Consider the following 21,018-nt stretch of genomic DNA (forward strand, 5'->3'; position numbering starts at 1 on the left):
TATTGTATATCTATATAATATACTATTTTCCACAAAAAGTAAAGTTAAACATACATTGGAAGAGTACTTATTTTATCTCGCTATTTGTGGGCAGTAAAACTCCCACTTCAAAATTCGGCGAATGCGAGGAAGTTAGGTGGGAGATAACTGCCCATAAAAGCCCGATTGGTGTGGGCTAATAACCAGTGGGGGATGAACAGAACCCCCGCTGATTAAAGTTTCACTTTACTGATAATGTGTATGTTCCATCACCATTATCATATTTATATACATACAAGTAATACTTACCTGGTTTTGCATTAAATTTTGCTTCTATATGATTTCCATTAGCTTGACCGTAAGCTGCGTAATTTTGCATATCTGATTCATGGTGAAGTACCCATGTCATCCCGATTCCATGCTCATTTAAAACAGAAATATCGATATCTTTCGCTGATGCGACATTAAATGTATAAACATCGGTATGATCCCCACCGATAAGGCTACCTTTTATAGTAGTGTTTAACCCAATACGATTTGCTTCCTCTGAACGATTATTTGGTTCAGATTCTGTTAAACTCCCATCTTTAATCGTAACAGTTGTTTCATTTCTGCTCTCTTTACCTTTATCATCTTTTACTCTTAACGCTACTTTATAAGTTCCTTCTCTTTCATATGCATGTACTGGATTAACTTCTGTACTTGTACTTCCATCCCCGAAGTCCCATAAATAAGAAACGATTTTTCCATCTTCATCGTTTGACCCATCACTTTTGAATTGAATTCCTTCTTTTACAAGCCCGTTATAAGGTCCGTTTACATTAATCGTCGGAGCTTTATTTTCTCCGTCATCTTTTGCGATACCGTGGAAGACTACATCATATTCAAATTGATTAGAGCTATTCACACGGTAATTGACGAAATATGCTGTAACCGTTTTGTAGCCACTCCATTCTTTTTGCGTCAATTGTTCTAAAGCCTCATTTACTCTTTTACTCATTGCTTTCCAGTCTTCTGACTCACCTTTTGTTACACTACCTGTAAATGTGCCTTCTAATGTAAATGTATTAAAGAATTGAGATGTATGCTTTGTCATTTTTGTATCTTTCATAGACAACGTTTCACTAATTTCTTTCTTCACTTCTGTTAGTGCTTTTGGTGCATGTTCAGCTAAATAATCATCTGCTACTTCCGGCACATTGTACTTATCTTGATTATCAATTAACTGCTGCATATACTCTTGATACTCTTTATTTAACTTAGAATCTTTACTTAAAGTCTCACGATACGTATCATAATTTCCCACATCATTCGCACGAATTAAATCTTGAATTTTATCAAACGTTTCAAATTGATGAGTATATAAGTAAGACTGCAATGCGAACGAGTAGTTATAGAAATCCCAAGAACCATATTTAGCAAATAGTGTACGCTCTGCTGTATAACGACTTGCAGGATCAGATGATAATCCACTAATGATGCTCTTTCTTGGTACAACGTTATTTGTACGAGTAGATCCTGCGAAAAATTCTGCATTCCCTTCTTGGAACCAAGTTAATCTTTCATTTTGATACATATCTCCTCTTCCAAATAAACCGGGAACTTCATATCTCCCTTGAAGATAATGAGTAAACTCATGACGGAATAACTCTTCTAAACTATAAATGCTTTGCTCTGGCGTACGCTCATATGTAAAGAATGTCCCTGTCTCTTCAATATAAATTCCACCGTTGTTTGTTTCATATCCATACAATTGTCTATTTAACTGGTATTCGTCTGGAGTGTTATAGATTACTATCGTTAATACGTCGTCTGCATTACCTTGTTCTAAAGCTTTGTCATTTCCGATCACACGGTGATATTGCGCTTTTACTTCCTTCGCAGCCCAATATAATCTCTTGATTTTTTCTTCTGACACTTTATCCCCAGTTTTAAATACAATAGATCCATCATCGAATGTATACGTTTTTGGTAAGTATTGCTCTTTTCCTTCTTTACGTATCTTCTCTAAATCTACCGTATTCCCGCTATAATCTTTCCCATTATAGTTTGTTGTAATTTGTTCTACTGCAACAAAATACGGCTCACTTAAACGCGGGTACATATGCATTGCCTGTGTAACAACCTCTAATCCTTTATTTGGATTACTATGAAACTTACCTAAACGACTAGCAAAATAAATTCCATTATTAACGAGCCATTTATTTTCTGGCGTTACTTCATTTAGAAGAGCAATACGATTTATTTCATTAATAAACCCATCTACTTTTCCATACCACATCGTTTCATTCGCTTCTTTACGAGCCTCATTTAAGTAAGATTGTATATCATAATCAATGCCTTGCATCATATCGTATACAGCTTGTCCTTTCATACGATCGTCTACATATGCATTAAAATTATCATTATATTGTTTTAAAATATTCGATGCGTATTGCACCGTTTCAACATCACTTGATGCATTACTAATTAATTTTCCATATGCAGATACGACTGTATCTTGCTCATTTGTTCCAAGCTTAAAGTTGGGATTTTTCGCAATAGCTTTTAACGCTGGTAAACATTTGTCCTGGAAGCTTCTTTCATTTAAGTCGCTTAATTCATTATTATAAAATGCAAGATAAAAAGCTGAACGTAACACTTCAGTAAACGTTTGAATTCCTTTTGAATCATCTTTCGTAAATGTACTACCTCTATGAGCTAATTCGTCTATAATTACTTGCATTTTTCCGTTATCTTTATAAAAGGCTTTTGCATCTTCATTAAACTGGAATAAGTCTGTAATTTGGTGCCACTTAATACTGCCTAACGTTTCAATTAATTCTTGATCATTCATTTTGTTTAAATCAGCCATTGAATAGCTTTCTTTAGCTTGCTTTACTGCCGAGTTCTTCGTAATAGATGCTGGTCGCTGTGAAAAATCTCCTACTTTTAAACGTTCTTGAAATGATAATGTTTCCTCGGCTTTAGAAGCGTGTCCGATCTCATCTACTGGTTTTTCAATTCCAACTGGTTTCGAATGCAATACATTATACGGTACCTTTTCTTCTGCTGATACATTCGTTTGAATTGCTCCGAGCGATAGCGCCATTGTACTAATACTAAGCAACACTTTATTGATCTTTGATTGCTTGTTCATATTATTGCCCCCTATTTATATATTCCATTCAAGAAATTAACATATTATCTGGATGAAATGATATAAAATGCAATATTTCATATTATTTCTTCATACATTTTGAACATATAGTGAACGAAAGGGACTTACAGTTGCCACTACAGTTGCTCCATTATTTAAGCAATCGAAACATCCTCGTATTAATATCCTTCCCCTATTCAAAAAGCCCTTATCATAAGCATATTTCAACATGAAATTGCTATAATAAGGGCTTCTCAAAAACTTATATAATTATTTTATATAATAATAAGATAAAACGTTATTTATTTCTTAAATAATCTCTTTCTAAATACAAACATACTTAATGCTGAAAGAACAAGTGCTAATCCAGAAAGTAAGGTCGGTGTGTTAGCTTGACCACCAGTTGCTGCTAAAGACTTCTGATTTTCCTCTTGCTTATTAGCATGTTGTTTATTTGAATCTTTTTCTTTCGCACTCTCTTGTCCTACCACTTTTACTGGACCAACTTGATTATTCCCTTTTGGCTCTTGATCCAATCCAGTTGCTGATTCTTTTACCTCTTCTTTTGTACCTGCAACTTCTTTCGCCGGCTCTTTTACTTCTTCTTTTGTTTCTTCAATTTCTTTTACCGGCTCTTTTACTTCTTCTTTTGTTTCTTCAACTTCTTTTATCGGCTCTTTTACTTCTTCTTTTATTTCTTCAACTTCTTTTGTTGGTTCTGTCACTTCTTCTTTTTTAACTATATTCTGGATAACTGTTCCGTTAAAGCTTATACTAGTTTCATCCGAATCTAAATCAAATTTATATACCTTTTCACCTGGAGTACTCCATTTCATTACTCCGTTATTAAACGTTCCACCCTCACTTGTTAGTTTAATATTCTCAATAGTTTCTCCTTCTAAGTCATATACCGGAACTTGAATTTCTTCATTTACTTTCGCTTCATTTAAAATGATTTTTTGTCTTCCGGCATCAATTGAAAACCATTGACCTAATTGTATTAACGGCCTTACATCACGAATCTCATTTCCAGCTAATTTTAAACTGAGTAGGTCTAACATTGAACCAAGAACTGATACATCTTTAATATGATTATCCGCAAGGTTTAACCACTGTAAATTTTCCAGTGAAGATAACGGCGTTATATCTTCAATTTTATTATGAGATACATTCACGTCTTTCAATTGTTTCAAGTTTGAAATGAACTCAATATTTTTCAACCCTACTCCTTCTAAAGTGAGGTTTTCTAAGTTCGTCATGTATTCTAAACCAGTTAGATTTTTTATCTCTTTTCCTTTTTCTTTAAGTATCTCTAATGTTTTAATCTGTAATAAATCTTCTTTTGTTATAGGGGCATTTAGATTCTCTCTACCAAAATTCTTTTTATTAATATGTTGTTGTAAATTTTTATCAAGAATTACATTTTTACTTTCTGTTTGTTTTTCAACTATACTTTGTATAACCGTCCCATTAAATCTTATTTTACTTTCAGCAGGATTCGTATCTAGTTTAAATTCATATATTTTTTCTCCAGGACTATTCCATTTTATAAATCCGTTACTCAGCGTAGCCCCCTCACTTTTCAATTTAATATTTTGAAGTGGCTCTCCTTTAAAATTGTATACTGGAATTTTTATTTCTTCATCTACGCTTGCTTCATCTAAAAAGATTTTTTGTCTTTGAATATCTATTGAAGTTCGCTTACCCAATTCCTCAACGGACTTTATGTCAGAAATTTCATTCGCTCCAAGATTTATCTCATGTAAATTTGTTAAATTACTCAGTGGAGATATATCAGAGATATAATTCTCTTCTAAATTCAATACTTGTATTTTTACTAATTTAGATAATGATGATATATCTTTTATTTCACTATCAGCAATTTCTAGTTCAATAAGATTACTCATTTTACTAATAGGCTCAACATCACTAATTTTATTATTTCCTATCCATAATAGATTCACATTCTTTAACTTCTCAATACCCGAAAGATTACTAATTTGATTATTTGCTAAGTATACTTCTTCTAACGATAACACTGTAAATAATGGTGTAAGATCCTTTATATTATTACCAATTAAATCTAATATTTTAATCTTTTTCATTTGACTTAACGGTGTAAGATCTGCAATTTTGTTTTCTCTTAAAAAGAGCATGTCAAGATTCTCTAGCTTAGAAACGGGTTGAATGCTTTCAATTGGATTAGAGGATAAATCTAAATATTTCAAATGTCTCAATCCCGAGATAACAGATATGTCTGTTACATTAGACTCTCTTAATGTCAACTTCTCTAAGTTTGTCATATATTCTAAACCAGCTATTTCATTTATCCCCTCACCTGAGTATATGGATAATGTTTTAATTTGTAATAAATCTTCCTTCGTTATAGGTTCATTTATATTTTTTCTCTCTAAATTATATTTATTAATATGCTGTTGTAATTTCTTATCAACTATTACATTTGCACTTTCATCTTGTTGATCCACTTTATCCTCTTTATTTTCCTTTTGATCTTTTGGAACATTGTTTTCTAGATTTAACGCATTTACTTCAAACTGCACCTGGTACTTATTATCATAGGCCATTGTCGGAATATAAATATGCATTTGCATATTATATCTTTTTCCTAATTCTCCGACTTCAAATTGAATAACCTTCGTCCCATTTTTCTTTTTATCCTCTGATATGACTTTTACATCATGGAATACACCAGGAGTATCAATATCCTCTGTTTTCAAGTATTCGAAGAAATCACTATCACTTAACGTTGCCGTTACAATTTTCTTCCCATTCTCAATGGTTAATTTAGGATTTTTTATATAAACAGCTGCCATAGACTCTTCATTCGTTTTATCTTTATACGCTTTAATAACAGCATCATATGTACCATCTTCTAAAGCATATCCCTTTTTATTAGCCTCAATTGCTACTGCCGCTAAAGCAGGCGTTGAATACGTAGCAAATGGAAGCGATAACGCCGCAGCGATAATCATCGCATTTATATGTTTTCTTTTATTTCTTTCCAACTTTACATCTCCTCCAAAATATATAAATCAAAATATAATCATTTCTCGAATAAATGATAATGATTTTCATTATCATTGTCAACTAAAAAAATAAAAAGTTTACAAAAAAATAACCCCTTTACAAGGGGTTATGCCATTCTTTCTCCTGATTCTTCTTTAAAAAAGCTCTTCATCGCATGAAATACATCTGCTTTTTGCTTTAAAATATAATATCTGAAATTCTCGTCTTTAATATTTTTATATGCTGACATAAGCGTACTGTGGCGGTTGTACTGATTCACTTCCCCATACCCAAACATATTACACTTCTTCATCAACTCTTCCACAAGCTTTACGCATCTAGCATTATCCGAAGTTAAATTATCACCGTCTGAAAAATGGAATGGATAAATATTATAACGGTCTGGTGAATATTTATTATCGATTAACTCAAGTGCTTTTTTGTATACGGAAGAACAGATCGTTCCGCCACTTTCCCCTTTTGAGAAAAACTCTTCTTCTGTGACGACCTTCGCTTCCGTATGGTGAGCAATAAACTCAATGTCTACGGTTTCATACTTTGTGCGTAAAAATCTTGTCATCCAGAAAAAGAAGCTACGTGCCATATACTTCTCCCATATCCCCATCGATCCACTCGTATCCATCATCGCTAATACAACAGCTTTTGAATCTGGCTTTAACACTTCATTCCAAGTACGGAACTTTAAATCTTCTTGGTGAATTGGATGGAAAGATGCTTTACCACGCATTGCATTTCGTTTATATGCAGATATCATCGTCCGTTTCTTATCAATATTTCCCCATAATCCTGTTTTTCTAATATCATTAAATTCAATATGTTCAATCCGGTTTTCATCTATTTCTTTTCTCTTTAAATTAGGCAGCTCTAACTCTTTGAAAAACGCTTGCTCCAATTCTAAAATTGAGACTTCTGCTTCATAATAATCTTCTCCAGCTGTATCTCCTGCCCCTTGCCCTTTTCCTGGTCCCTTCTGCTTTTGACCACCTGATCCATCTCTTGCAACAACATCACCAACTTTACTGTCACCGTTTCCTTGCCCAACGTGTTTGTTTTTATCATAATTGTATCTAATCTTATATTCATCTAAAGAACGAATCGGTATTTTCACAACATCCTTACCATTAGACATAACTATACTTTCTTCTGTTACAAGGTCTGGTAAATTATTTTTGATTGCCTCCTGCACTTTTTCTTGATGGCGTTGTTGGTCGTCATATCCTTTGCGATGGAGGGACCAGTTTTCCTGTGAAATCGTGTAATTTGGTTGGTTTTCTTCGCTCATTCCTTTCCCTCCTTACTGTAATTGTCTTCCCCTATGAACAGCAATCTATAATTTTGTTTTCTAGTGTGCATAACTAGAATATTTGAAAAATAACTGTTCATCGAAAATCATCCCATAAACATATATAGCGTTTTTCATACAATACTCCGAGCATCCTAAACAAAATTTTGCCACTCACATAATAGAAAGAAACATTCAGCCGTTGATAAGAAAGAAACACAATGCATTGTTGCACACATTTTCGTTTTGCAACATATTGTATTGTGTTGGCTTTTTTGTATGAATGGTTGGTTACTCTATCATATGCATATTGTAAAAATAATTGACAAGAAATTCATAAAATCGCATCTTAATTTATTATATTCGGACAAGCTATGACATTTTTTACAAATATCAATAGATAACAAAACGCCGCCCCAAGAATAAGAGACAGCGTTTTGTTATCAAACTATCGATTTAACAAACTACCTACATATCGTAACAATTCATTCGCAGATGAAGAATTATAGCCATGCTCATCAATTAAGCGTGCAACAACATCATTGATTTTCTTAAGCTGATTTTCGTCTGGTGTTTTCGTTGATGTTGTAATTTTCACTATATCTTTTAAATCGGCAAATAGTTTTTTCTGAATCGCTTCACGAAGACGTTCGTGTGAATTATAATCAAAGCGTTTTCCTTTACGTGCATAAGCAGAAATGCGAATTAAAATTTCTTCACGGAATGCCTTTTTAGCATTTTCTGAAATTCCAATTTGCTCTTCAATCGAACGCATAAGTTTTTCATCTGGGCTCATTTCTTCACCAGTTAACGGATCACGTAATTTTGATTTATTGCAGTATGCTTCGACGTTATCTAAGTAATTATCCATAAGTGTCTTAGCTGATTCTTCGTATGAATAAACAAATGCTTTTTGTACTTCTTTCTTAGCAATTTCATCGTATTCTTTTCTCGCTAATGAGATGAAATTCATATAGCGCTCTCGGTCCTCACTACTAATTGACGGGTGCTGATCCAATCCGTCTTTTAACGATCTCAGTACATCTAGTGCATTAATAGATGGTACCTCTTTTCGAATAATTGTAGAAGAAATTCGGTTAATGACATAACGAGGGTCAATCCCCTTCATACCTTCATCTTGATATTCGCGTTGCAGTTCCTCTACATCAATCGTATTATATCCTTCTACCGTTTCTCCATCATATAAACGCATCTTTTTAATTAAATCAATATCTGGACGCTTCGGATCTTTTAAACGAGTTAAAATAGTGAACATTGCTGCAACGCGAAGTGTATGCGGTGCAATATGAACATTGGACACATCACTTTCACGAATCATTTTTTCATAAATATGTTCTTCTTCACTAACCCGTAAATTATATGGAACCGGCATTACAATAATTCGTGAATGCAATGCTTCATTTTTCTTATTTGCTATGAAGGAACGATACTCTGTTTCATTTGTATGCGCTACAATTAATTCATCTGCTGAAATAAGCGCAAATCTTCCTGCTTTAAAATTCCCTTCTTGTGTAAGCGATAGTAAATGCCATAAAAATTTCTCATCACATTTTAACATCTCTTGGAATTCCATCATGCCGCGGTTCGCCTTATTTAATTCTCCATCAAATCGATATGCACGAGGATCTGATTCCGAACCGTATTCTGCAATTGTAGAAAAGTCTAGACTACCTGTTAAATCGGCAATATCTTGTGATTTTGGATCAGAAGGACTAAATGTACCAATTCCTGTACGGCGATCTTCAGAGAAGAAAATACGCTCTACAACTACATCCTCAATTCTTGACCCATATTCTTGCTCTAGACGCATAACATTTAATGGTGATAAATTCCCTTCAATCCTTACTCCATATTCATCAAAGAAATCATTCCGTAAATGTTGCGGAATTAAATGAAGTGGATCTTCATGCATTGGGCATCCTTTTATTGCAAAAATCGCTCCACGATCTGTTCGTGAATATGTTTCTAATCCTCGTTTCAACATCGTAACTAATGTTGATTTCCCCCCACTAACAGGCCCCATTAATAACAAAATACGTTTCCTAACATCTAATCGTTTTGCAGATGGATGAAAATATTCTTCCACAAGGCGTTCTAAAGCATCCTCTAATCCAAATAGCTGATTACTAAAGAAGTTATATTTTCTTCTACCATCAACTTCTTCAATTCCAGCATCTTTTATCATATTGTAAATGCGAGAGTGTGCTGTTTGAGCCACCCATGGTCTTTCTTTCACAAGCTCCAAATACTCCGCAAACGTACCTTCCCATTGTAAACGTTCTTCTGCTTCCCGATATTGTTCAATTTTCTTTAGAATATCCATTATAGCTCCTCCCCCATCTCCTTGTTCAATCGGATTATTATAAAAGGTATGCTAGGATGTCCTTAAACATTCTTTAAATCAAAACGAAATATATAATAGCGCGATAAAATTCTCTCCAAAATTCAAAGAAAATTCTGTATAATAAAGGTATTAAAGTTTTCACGCTGCTATTCATTGTAAATAAATTCTTTTCTTCTGGGAACCTTACATACATTTCGATTCACAAATAGGATTCGTAAACCGAAAAAGTAAGGGGGAAATTAGTATGAAGTTATTATTAATTTTAGGTGTATCACTCACATTTCTTACAGCTATTTTCACATCTGGTTATAACGATAAACCAGGTACACAAAAAAAGTAATGTGCTGAAAAGCACATCACTTTTTTTCTTGTTTTTTATACACTATTTAAAATAAATATTTTCCACATCGTATATCGATAAAGGGCGATTATAAAAATAACCTTGTACGATTTTCACATTCTTTTCCTTTAAGAACTGTATTTGTTCCGCCTTTTCTACTCCTTCTGCAATTACATTTAACCCTAGAGTATGTGCTAAATGAATAATTGCAGCCGTAATATTCGTATCTCTTTCATCTTTATATATACCTTCCATAAAAGAACGATCAATTTTTAACGTATCAATCGGATATGTTTTTAAATAACTTAAAGATGAATATCCCGTTCCAAAGTCATCTAAATGAATCTTTAAATTTTGTTCTTTTAACTGCAATAACACTCTTTTTGATACATCTTTATGTATAAGAGCCCCTTCTGTAACTTCTATTGCTAATAAATGAGGGGGAACGTTGTACTTATTTAAAGCACGTGTAATCATCTCTATTAATGTAATAGAACGAAAATGTCTAGCTGAAATATTAACTGCGATTGGTACAACCTCATATCCTTTATTTAACCATTCACGCATCTGTTCACAAACTTGATGTACTACCCATTCATCAAGTTTAATAATAAACCCTGTTCTTTCAGCAAGTGGGATAAATTGATTTGGCGAGACAAAACCTAGCTCCTTATTCTCCCACCTTATTAAGGCTTCCATACTGGCCATCTTTCCCGTTTCAATATTAATTTGAGGTTGATAATAGAGGGAAAATTCATTTTTCTCTATAGCACGATGTAACTGATTTTCTATTATAAACCTTTGTTCACGTTCACAATCTAATCCACTACAATAAAAATGATAATACCCTTTTCCTTTTTCCTTTGCTTTTTCCAAAGCTGCGTCGACTCTTTGGAAAAGCATTTTTTCATCCATTCCATCTTCTGGGGCCATTACAATCCCAATTGATGCGCTCAAATAAACATCCTCTTCTTCTATTACAAAATGCCCACTAATTTTCTTTAATATTGTTTGTGCAACTTCCTCTACGTATTCTCTCGTTATATTTTCTATTAACATAACAAATTGATCATCATGTTCTCTAAATAAATGCATATCTTCTATTTTTAGGTCTCGTAAGCATTCAGTAACTTTTTTTAAGACTTGATCCCCTTCTTTATGACCAAATGTATCATTAATAAGGTGAAATTCATCCAAATCTATAAAAACCAATGCGAATTCTTTATTCTCAGCTAAAAATTCATTTAGCTTATTTGTACATGATATTCTATTCATTAACCCCGTTAACTGATCAAAGTAAGCCGAATATTCTGTTTTCATCTCATTTAATACTTGCCTCGTAACATCCCTCGTAACAATGTACACCCCGACGATTTCACTATTCACAATAATGGGGATTGTCCTCACGGAAATATAAAGTTCATATCCTTCTTTATGAATATATTTCTTTGCAACAATTTGTTTTGCGCTTCCCTGTAAAGCATTTTTAAATATAATTTGAAAAGTTTTTTCATATTCTTTATTTATAAACTGAAAAATAAATTGGTCCTTTAACTCTTCATATCGATACCCAAAAATTTCATAAGTCGCTGGATTTGCATATGTAATTCTTCCAATAGAATCTACAGATATAATGGAATCATTATTATATTCTAGTAATGACTTAAATAACATTTGTTTTTCTTCTATTTCCACTTTTTTCTTAACCTGTACTGTAATATCTCTAGTAATACAAATAATAAACTGACATGTTCCATTTACATCGCATACTGGATTAAGTGAAGATTCATAATGTATATCACCAGTTGGCAAACTAATTACATCACAAAATGTAATTGCTCTCGCTTCTCTCATTACTTTTGCATAGTGTCCTTGCAATAACCTTGCCGTATCTTCTGGTAATACTTCTGCAAAAGTTTTCCCATAACATTCTTTCCCTAGCCTGGCGTGATTCATTCCTATTTTATTCACATAAATATATTTAAAAGTTTCATCATCAATAACTTTCACAATAAACACTAAATCTTGAATAGCATGTAGCAATCCCTGTCTTACTAAATCCATATCTATCATACTTAAAAAGGTATTTTGATTATTATATTGTTCCTTCATATTTATCTCAACCCGTCTTATCTATTTTTATTCATATATCTCATTCTATATGAATAGGTACCTTTTTTAAAATGTATGATTACATATTTTTTAAAAAAATAAAAAAGCCGCCAAATGGCGACTTTTAATACACGATTTCTAAATCTAATCCTGGATAATTTTGTTGACGGAACGCTTCATAAATTAAAATTGCTGCTGTATTAGATAAATTTAATGAACGTACTTTATCCGTCATTGGAATACGTAAACAATGATCGAAGTTTTCTTCAATTACATTAGCTGGTAATCCATTTGTTTCTCTTCCAAATACGAAATAGTAATCCTTCTCACGTTTGCTATAATTAAATGCTGTATGAGCTTTCTCGCCATACTTTGTTAAATAAAAGAATTCACCATCTTTATTTTTCTCATAAAATTCTTCGATTGAATCATAATACGTAACTTTTACGTGCTGCCAATAATCTAATCCTGCACGCTTTAACATTTTGTCATCCGTTGAAAATCCAAGCGGTCTAATCAAATGTAATTCTGTTCCAGTTGCTGCACAAGTACGTGCAATATTTCCTGTATTTGCTGGAATTTCTGGTTGATATAAAACAACATGTACTCCCACGCGATATTCACCTCTATTTTTTATCTACTACGTATTATACCACTTGAACGAAAAATCTCTACCCATTAATAATATGAAAGAATTTATATTTCATTTGTGGTGTATATTTACTAGAATCTTCATAGTTCCAATAACGCCTGCGGCTATTCGCTGAATGTGCATTTACAAGCGGCATACCATCTGCGTCTTTTGCTACTACAATTGTCGTATGATTCCACCTACCATCATCCTCAAAATCATACGCAATTACATCGCCAAGAATAAGGTCTTCTGGCCTTTCTACTGCTTCTGCTCGAAGCCCTGTTGTAGCACCTGACAAATACCAATAAAAAGAGTGTGCTACAGCCCAGCTCCAACTCCACTGGTTTCCCCTTTGCCACCACCCTTTACGAATGTTAGGATGTCCATTCATTGGTACTTCTCCAGTATGCAGACATTGTGAAATGAAATTTGTACAATTATCCGGAAAATTACGGTATGCAGAATTGCGATCATCCCACCAACGCTCTGCATATTTCACTGCCTCTAAACGATTATATTGATATGAACCGTATTTTTCTTTCGTGACTTCCCGTTCTAACGTTTCACCTATTCCTATTTCTTCTGACACTTCGAGAGCATAATCATCTATTATACAACTATTTTTTAAACAAACTCGTCGTTTTAATTGTTCCTCTTCGATATAAAATAATTCTTTATGCTTAATTAAATATTTCAAGTGTATTTGATAATCAATTTCTTGATGCTCATTACTATTTAATTGTCTAACGAAAGAAATATCTGCAGTTGCTTTCACTATATGTGCACTACGCTTTTGAAACAATTGTTTCTTTCTCTGTACCATTTGTAACAAATCTACTGCAATACCATCTACATCTGTTCGTTTCTCTGTTATATATGCTAAAAACTGTTGCACTTGCTTTTCAATATTCGCTTTTACAACCATTTCGTCTCCCTCCCATATTACAATATGAAAAAGGGAGATATTATCTACTCTTTTTTCTGTGCTAACAATTCAAGTCCACGATTCATTTCATGAAGAACCTCTTCATCTTTCTCACGTTCCATCGCTTTTTCAATCGCTTCTCCTACTCCATCTCCACCAATTTTCCCAAGTGCCCATGCTGCTGTTCCCCGAAGGACTGGTCTTGGATCATCTTTCATAACACCGATTAAATCAGGAATTGCTGCTGTTTCTTTAAAATGCGCAAGTGCTAAAATAGCATTTCGTTGCAATGGTTTTTTACCTCTCCATGAACCAGACATAATTCCATACTTCTCTTTAAAATCACGATTACTAATTGTTAAAAGTGGTGTTAATAACGGTTTAACTAACTCAGGGTCAGGCTCCATTTCAGGATGGTTATGAAAATCCATTCCTTTATTTTTCGGACAAACAGTCTGACACGTATCACATCCATATATACGGTTTCCTATTTTATCGCGATATTCTTCAGGCAGAAACCCTTTTGTCTGTGTTAAAAATGCAATACATTTCTTCGAGTCCAACTGCCCGCCTTGTACTAAAGCACCTGTAGGACAAATATCAATACATTTCGTACAACTTCCACATTGATCTTCTATTGGCCGATCAGGGGGGAATGGAACATTCGTAATCATTTCTCCTAAGTATACATACGAACCAAATTCCGGTGTAATAATAGCGCAGTTCTTACCACTCCATCCAATACCGGCACGCTCTGAAACAGCTCGATCACTTAGCTCCCCTGTATCAACCATTGATTTCACTTCTATATCCGGCAGCTTTTCGATTAAATACGCCTCTAACTTTTGCAAACGATCTCGTAGAACAAGGTGATAATCTTGGCCCCAAGAAGCACGGCAAAAAATCCCACGTCGTTCCCCACGTTTACTTAATGGTGCATTTTTTAATTTTGAAGGGTATGCTAAAGCAATCGCAATAATTGATTTCGCACCAGGTAACAATAGCTGTGGATTCGTTCTCTTCTCTATATCAGGCTCTTCGAATCCAGACTGATAATTCAATTGTTGTTGCTGGATTAGACGCTGCTTTAATTCCTCAAATGGTGAAGCACTGGCAAAACCTATTTTATCTATACCAATCGTTTTACTATACGCAATTACATCTTGCTTTAATTGTTCAAAGTCCATTTTCAATCGCCTCCACCGATGAATCCATCCCTTATGTAACGACTATACTGGTTATCAATTCACTTTTGGATAATATTCTTCACTTCTATTTTCGCATACAATTATGATTTTCAAACATTAAAAAACGCAATGCTTCGTTTATCTTAGAAACGAAACACTGCGTTGATCACAATTTATTAGAAAAACATTAAATAAAATTTGGAGCGGGTGAAGAGAATCGAACTCTCGACCAGAGCTTGGAAGGCTCTTGTTTTACCACTAAACTACACCCGCAAATATGAAAAAAATATAAGATATTGAAATAACTTATGTAAAGTAGTATAGCATGTAAAAAAAATCGAAGCAAGAAATTTATCGAAAAAAGTCGAAAAAGTGATGAGATACCTCATCACTTTTTCAATTCTTTATCAATCGCCTTCTTCATACTATCGAAATCAGGGTTTGCAAGATTCCCATTTATATATACTGAAGGAGCACCTTGAACTTTTAATTTTTGAGCACGATCTGAATCTTTACGTACTTTGTCTTTCATTTCTTTACTGTGTAAATCTTTTTTAAACTGCTCTACATTAATTTTCGGAAGCTTTTCTTTCACAATATTAAGAAGTAATTCTTCTGTAATCCATTCTTCCGTATCTTTCTTTTGATTTTGATAAATCTCATCATAGAAAATCCAGAATGAATCTTGATCTTGTTTATAAATTGCTTCACCGGCAGCTGCACCTAAATCAGAGTCTTTTCCGATAAACGGGAAGTTAATAAAATATAACTGCACTTTACCTTTATCAATATACTCTTCTTTTAATCGTGGTAATACTGTTACATCCCAAGTACGACAAGCTGGACATTTAAAGTCTCCAAATTCAACTACCTTAACTGGAGCATCATCTTTTCCTAAAGATTGTTGCGTAGAATAAGCAAACATCTCATTCCCTTTATCTTTCTTGTCATTTATGATGCTATACACAATCGTCCCGATTACAATCAATACTGCGATAGAAAAAACTATACCAAGAGCCATGAGTTTGTTTGATGATTTCATATACATTCCTCTTTAATTTCATATTCTGTATACATCATTGTACACAATACACATAATATCAATACTTACATAGGTCACGCAATGAACACGCTCACATAAATTACAAAAATACAACGTTTGTGACAATATTGTGTCGCCTTTTGTCACAAATTATTAAAAAAAGAAGCTCCTATGTAGGAACTTCTTTTAACTTACTGCTTTTTCACGGGCATTTTTTAACATGGATTGCTCTGTTTTTATATCATGGCGAATTACTAATTTCTCACTAACTGCTTGCACATATTCATCATGATTTATATACCCTTCTTTCTCCATTAGCCTTAAAACTACATTCCGTCTCTCAACTGCTTTATCATAATTTTGTGCAGGTGAGTAATAAGCCGGTGCTTTTACTATAGCAGCCATCATTGCACTTTCAGCCAGTGTTAATTGATCCACTTTTTTACCGAAGTAAAGGTTTGCTGCTTTTTCAATCCCCCATGCGCCTTCTCCGTAGTAAATATTACTTACATACAATTTTAATATCTCATCCTTTGTGAATGTACGTTCAATCTTTTTCGTATAAAAAATTTCTTTCCACTTACGGGAAAATGTACGTTCATTAGATAAGAAAGCATTTTTAGATAACTGCTGTGTAATCGTGCTTCCTCCTTGCACAACACCACCAGCTTTTATATTCTCAATAGACGCCCTGATAATCGCTATATAGTCTAAACCGTTATGATGATAAAATCTTTTATCTTCCGTCGCAATAAATGCGTGTGTTAATGATTCTGGCACCTCTAAATTAGCAGGTACATGTAATTTACCAATATCACTTCGCTCAATCATTACATTTCCAACGAATAATAATGCAAAACTTAACAATAATAATAATATAATGGCTTTATAAAGAAATTTAGTTAATGGATTTAATGCAACTTTTTGATGATAGTTCACTCTAGATAATACTCGTTCTTTCATCTCGAACACCTCTTTTCCACACAGCATTTAACTCTTAATTTAAGAATACCTTGTTATAAAAGAATATCCCATCGATTTCTCTTACACCTACCTTACAACATTGTAAGGTGTAAAAATGTATTGTATCACAGTCCCTTTTTATCTACTATTCATATGAAATATTGAATATACATTTATTTATCACACTATTCATAGGAAGTAGGACTCTCCTTAATTTCACTTTATTCTTTTATTATATCAGTTTATACATTTATGCTTTTAAACATCTAGCAATCTAATTATATACGATATATCACCATTATACAGAACGAACGTTCTATAAATCAATACTAGCTTTCGGATTATCTCGCTATTTGTGTGCAGTAAGAATTCTCCCTCAAAACTTGGCTAAAACTAGGAAATTAGGTGGTAGTCCTGCTTCCTCCACCAATTATTAGCCTACACTTTATTATTGTGACCTTTTTCTGAAACGGTATACATAAAGAAAAGGTTAGCAATTTGAGCTGTCCTCAAATAACTAACCTTTTCTTTACAACCTTCCTATAAGATTATATGGCTGAACTTCCCATGTTTCGTATGGAATAAAATGCATTGCTTTCATCGCATCAAGTGTCCTTGATTTCATATGAGGACGCGTTATATACTCATCAATGTTCTCTTCGTTTAAAGCAACAAATTTAGCCTCTTGTATTTCTTCAGATTGAATTTTTATTTCACCACTAACATATGCTACTTTAAAAACAACAGCTACAATATGCATAGAAGCATTATAATAAATCCCTGTAACTCCGATAGGCTTCACAGTTAATCCTGTTTCCTCCATTATTTCTCTGCAAACAGCTTGATCGAGCGCTTCCCCTTCTTCTACCTGTCCTCCAGGCATTTCCCACGTATCTGCTCGCCAGTGCACTTTCGTTAAAAGCACCTCATTCTTTTCATTTTTTAAATAACCTGCTACGGCAACAATATGCTTTGGTGTTTTATGCTCCACAGAAATACCTCCTAGAAATATGATTATTTAAAATACAAACCTATAACCATATTCCCTAGCAGCTACAAAATACCTTTAATACTTTACCACCTTAATTAACTCCATAAAAAAAGACCCTATCCGTTAAAGGAAAGGGTCTTCTGTCTTATATTATTCCCCTAAGTCTACGTTGTGGTAAACTTGCTGTACATCTTCTAAATCTTCTAATGCATCAACCATTTTTTCAAATTGCACTTGAGCATCTTCAGGAAGTTCTACATCACTTTGTGCAAGCATTGTTAATTCTGCAACTGTAAATTCTTCAACACCAGCACCTTTAAGTGCAGATTGTACTGAATGGAACTGATCAGGTTCAGCATAAACGATAACAGAATCTTCTTCTTCTAGAATGTCACGTGCATCTACATCTGCTTCCATTAAAATTTCAAGAACTTCATCTGATGTTTTACCTTCAAGACCGATAACAGCTGTCGCATCAAACATGTAAGCGACAGAACCGTTTACACCCATGTTACCACTGTTTTTGCTAAATGCAGCTCGTACATCTGCTGCAGTACGGTTTACGTTATTTGTCAGTGTATCTACAATTACCATAGATCCGTTTGGTCCAAAGCCTTCATAACGAAGCTCGTCATAGTTTTCTTCTGAACCGCCTTTTGCCTTTTCAATCGCACGGTCAATAATTGTTCTTGGCACGTTGTATGTTTTCGCACGTTCTAATACAACTCTTAACGTTTGGTTTGATTCTGGATCTGGCTCGCCTTGTTTTGCTGCCACATAAATTTCACGTCCAAATTTCGCGTATATACGGCTTGTATTTGCATCTTTTGATGCTTTTTTTTCTTTAATATTGTTCCATTTACGGCCCATACTTTCCACTCTCTTTCCCATTTTAAATCTACATAAAAATATTAATATGAAATATAATGTGTATTCAACACATTTTTAAAAGAAATATAAAAAGTTCATTTTTGATTCATATTACAGACATAATATAAATCACTATCATTTTGTTCTTTCGACAAGTTATATTATACATGAATTCCTAAGTTTATTACGAATTTTAGAATCACATAGCATAATTTAACAAAAAAAACCTAACATTTCTGTTAGGGTCTTTTTAGGTGACATTTATATAGAGTGCTACCCTTAAAATCCTTTATTTTAAACCATTTTAAAAATTTTGAGCTTCTTTAAACATGATAAATTAAAATGAAACGGAGCCAAAATGGAATCATATTAAATAACTAACACCTTTTACTTTCATTTCTCTCCCTTGATTAAATTTATCATATTTCATTTATTACTGTGATGATTTATTTTATTATTTCTCGCTAAACAATAAGAAACAGGGCAAAGCTGCCATGTCCTTTTAAATATTTGTTATGTAGTATGTTATGAACTATTCATTATCAAACTAAAGTTATTCCTTTTCATTCCTCTACTAATCCCATAATATTTCCTTAATTACTTTCTATTGCTGTATAATTAAAATAGGAAAAAATTTGAAGAAAAGATAGGGGGGAGAATTATGACACATTCAAATGAGAAAAAATCATATGGTTTTAAAGGAATAGGAGAGAAGTTAAACCCAACTATCTATCAAGTGAGATTCATAAAATTGGATGGTCCAATTCAATTTGATTCGTTCCCTAAATTAAAGGAATTAGGGGACTGGTTAAGTACTTCAACGCAAATATGGTCGTGTCACTCAACTATGTACAAGTACAACAGAGAAGAGTTTGAAAAGAAGTTTTTCGAAATTACGAAATTACCAGCTGATAATGTGGTAATTTCAACTGGTGGTATCGGATTTAACTTCATGTCACCAGGGTGGAGAGATTCTCTCTAGAGTGCTCGAAAAAATTCTTGTATATGTAATATTCTACTGAAATTTTATCCTTTTAATACTTCATAGTTTCTTCCAACTGTATCTAAAGTTCATCACTTACTCACCGCACACTACAAAATAAGCACTATTAGTGCTTATTTTGTAGTGTGAAGAAAACACAAAAAAACTCTACACAATTAGTGTAGAGCCTTGATGTTACGCCGTTCGTGATACCGATGGTCGGGGTCGAACCGACACTCCCGAAGGAACACGATTTTGAGTCGTGCGCGTCTGCCAATTCCGCCACATCGGCATAAAAGAAAGGCGGCAACCGGATTTGAACCGGTGGTAAAGGTTTTGCAGACCTCTGCCTTACCACTTGGCTATGCCGCCATATGAAGTTAAAATGGAGCGGAAGACGGGATTCGAACCCGCGACCCCAACCTTGGCAAGGTTGTATTCTACCACTGAACTACTTCCGCAAAAATGGCTGGGCTAGCTGGATTCGAACCAGCGCATGACGGAGTCAAAGTCCGTTGCCTTACCGCTTGGCTATAGCCCACCGAAGTTTTACTTAATTATATGTAAGTATCCATTAATTTATTTGTAATTTTTAAAAAAAATAAAAATGGGGCGACTGATGGGAATTGAACCCACGAATGCCGGAGCCACAATCCGGTGCGTTAACCACTTCGCCACAACCGCCATGTTGTGTTTATATATTTGGCAGGGGCAGTAGGAATTGAACCCACACTGGAGGTTTTGGAGACCTCAGTTCTACCTTTAAACTATGCCCCTATGTAAAATGGTGGAGGGGGGCAGATTCGAACTGCCGAACCCGAAGGAGCGGATTTACAGTCCGCCGCGTTTAGCCACTTCGCTACCCCTCCGAAACTTACATGGTGCCGGCTAGAGGACTTGAACCCCCAACCTACTGATTACAAGTCAGTTGCTCTACCAATTGAGCTAAGCCGGCATATTTTATTAAAATGGTGGCTCGGGACGGAATCGAACCGCCGACACGAGGATTTTCAGTCCTCTGCTCTACCGACTGAGCTACCGAGCCTTATTAAAATGGCGGTCCCGACCGGGGTCGAACCGGCGATCTCCTGCGTGACAGGCAGGCATGTTAACCACTACACCACGGGACCATTTGGTTGCGGGGACAGGATTTGAACCT

General features: G+C 34.2%; 13 protein-coding genes and 11 tRNA genes. 1 reads left to right on the forward strand and 23 read right to left on the reverse strand.

Translation table 11 applies throughout. The features are described from left to right. Positions 1–220: 220 nt before the first annotated feature. From colA to MR066_RS20120, 13 genes are all read right to left on the reverse strand, one after another. Positions 221–3,118: a collagenase ColA gene (colA, locus tag MR066_RS20060; RefSeq protein ID WP_242248315.1), complete on the reverse strand. Its 2,898-nt coding sequence runs from the start codon at positions 3,116–3,118 to the stop codon at positions 221–223. A 302-nt stretch (positions 3,119–3,420) separates the two neighbouring features. Continuing rightward, positions 3,421–6,144, reverse strand: coding sequence for a leucine-rich repeat domain-containing protein (locus MR066_RS20065; protein ID WP_242248317.1), 2,724 nt, complete (start codon positions 6,142–6,144; stop codon positions 3,421–3,423). 128 nt (positions 6,145–6,272) lie between these two features. After that, positions 6,273–7,448: a sporulation protein YhbH gene (gene yhbH, locus MR066_RS20070; protein ID WP_242248319.1), complete on the reverse strand. Its 1,176-nt coding sequence runs from the start codon at positions 7,446–7,448 to the stop codon at positions 6,273–6,275. Positions 7,449–7,896: 448 nt separating this feature from the next. Continuing rightward, positions 7,897–9,792, reverse strand: a complete 1,896-nt coding sequence (locus MR066_RS20075) for a PrkA family serine protein kinase (protein ID WP_002029658.1) — start codon at positions 9,790–9,792, stop codon at positions 7,897–7,899. 403 nt (positions 9,793–10,195) lie between these two features. Continuing rightward, complete coding sequence (locus MR066_RS20080; protein ID WP_242248320.1) at positions 10,196–12,265, reverse strand: sensor domain-containing protein; 2,070 nt, start codon at positions 12,263–12,265, stop codon at positions 10,196–10,198. Positions 12,266–12,389: 124 nt separating this feature from the next. Continuing rightward, positions 12,390–12,878, reverse strand: a complete 489-nt coding sequence (trmL, locus tag MR066_RS20085; protein WP_002029656.1) for a tRNA (uridine(34)/cytosine(34)/5-carboxymethylaminomethyluridine(34)-2'-O)-methyltransferase TrmL — start codon at positions 12,876–12,878, stop codon at positions 12,390–12,392. Between the two features lie 58 nt (positions 12,879–12,936). Then, complete coding sequence (locus MR066_RS20090) at positions 12,937–13,824, reverse strand: amidase domain-containing protein (protein ID WP_002029655.1); 888 nt, start codon at positions 13,822–13,824, stop codon at positions 12,937–12,939. A 44-nt stretch (positions 13,825–13,868) separates the two neighbouring features. Continuing rightward, complete coding sequence (gene queG / locus MR066_RS20095) at positions 13,869–15,011, reverse strand: tRNA epoxyqueuosine(34) reductase QueG (protein ID WP_002115986.1); 1,143 nt, start codon at positions 15,009–15,011, stop codon at positions 13,869–13,871. A 199-nt stretch (positions 15,012–15,210) separates the two neighbouring features. Next, positions 15,211–15,284 (reverse strand) — tRNA-Gly (locus tag MR066_RS20100). A gap of 115 nt (positions 15,285–15,399) precedes the next feature. Further along, entirely contained in the window at positions 15,400–16,053 is a 654-nt protein-coding gene (locus MR066_RS20105; RefSeq protein ID WP_002091101.1) for a DsbA family protein, read from the reverse strand. Between the two features lie 186 nt (positions 16,054–16,239). Continuing rightward, entirely contained in the window at positions 16,240–17,016 is a 777-nt protein-coding gene (locus tag MR066_RS20110) for a transglycosylase domain-containing protein (RefSeq protein WP_088038372.1), read from the reverse strand. Between the two features lie 529 nt (positions 17,017–17,545). Beyond that, complete coding sequence (locus MR066_RS20115; RefSeq protein ID WP_215553000.1) at positions 17,546–18,007, reverse strand: NUDIX hydrolase; 462 nt, start codon at positions 18,005–18,007, stop codon at positions 17,546–17,548. A gap of 150 nt (positions 18,008–18,157) precedes the next feature. Then, complete coding sequence (locus MR066_RS20120; RefSeq protein ID WP_002113875.1) at positions 18,158–18,877, reverse strand: YebC/PmpR family DNA-binding transcriptional regulator; 720 nt, start codon at positions 18,875–18,877, stop codon at positions 18,158–18,160. Positions 18,878–19,538: 661 nt separating this feature from the next. Between MR066_RS20120 and MR066_RS20125 the strand changes: the two genes are divergently transcribed. Continuing rightward, positions 19,539–19,859, forward strand: a complete 321-nt coding sequence (locus MR066_RS20125) for a DUF3884 family protein (protein ID WP_242248322.1) — start codon at positions 19,539–19,541, stop codon at positions 19,857–19,859. A 210-nt stretch (positions 19,860–20,069) separates the two neighbouring features. Here MR066_RS20125 and MR066_RS20130 read toward each other — a convergent pair. From MR066_RS20130 to MR066_RS20175, 10 genes are all read right to left on the reverse strand, one after another. Then, positions 20,070–20,151: transfer RNA gene (locus MR066_RS20130), tRNA-Leu, on the reverse strand. Between the two features lie 9 nt (positions 20,152–20,160). Further along, a tRNA-Cys gene (locus tag MR066_RS20135) sits at positions 20,161–20,231 on the reverse strand. Between the two features lie 14 nt (positions 20,232–20,245). Continuing rightward, a tRNA-Gly gene (locus tag MR066_RS20140) sits at positions 20,246–20,320 on the reverse strand. Between the two features lie 5 nt (positions 20,321–20,325). Beyond that, a tRNA-Gln gene (locus tag MR066_RS20145) sits at positions 20,326–20,400 on the reverse strand. A gap of 67 nt (positions 20,401–20,467) precedes the next feature. After that, positions 20,468–20,543 (reverse strand) — tRNA-His (locus MR066_RS20150). A 19-nt stretch (positions 20,544–20,562) separates the two neighbouring features. Then, a tRNA-Trp gene (locus MR066_RS20155) sits at positions 20,563–20,636 on the reverse strand. A gap of 8 nt (positions 20,637–20,644) precedes the next feature. Further along, positions 20,645–20,728 (reverse strand) — tRNA-Tyr (locus MR066_RS20160). Positions 20,729–20,738: 10 nt separating this feature from the next. Continuing rightward, positions 20,739–20,814 (reverse strand) — tRNA-Thr (locus MR066_RS20165). Between the two features lie 14 nt (positions 20,815–20,828). Continuing rightward, positions 20,829–20,904: transfer RNA gene (locus MR066_RS20170), tRNA-Phe, on the reverse strand. A 9-nt stretch (positions 20,905–20,913) separates the two neighbouring features. Further along, positions 20,914–20,989 (reverse strand) — tRNA-Asp (locus MR066_RS20175). Positions 20,990–21,018: the final 29 nt, after the last annotated feature.

Source organism: Bacillus cereus group sp. BfR-BA-01523 (genome assembly GCF_022662615.1).
In the GTDB taxonomy this organism is placed as follows: Bacteria; Bacillota; Bacilli; order Bacillales; family Bacillaceae_G; genus Bacillus_A; species Bacillus_A mycoides.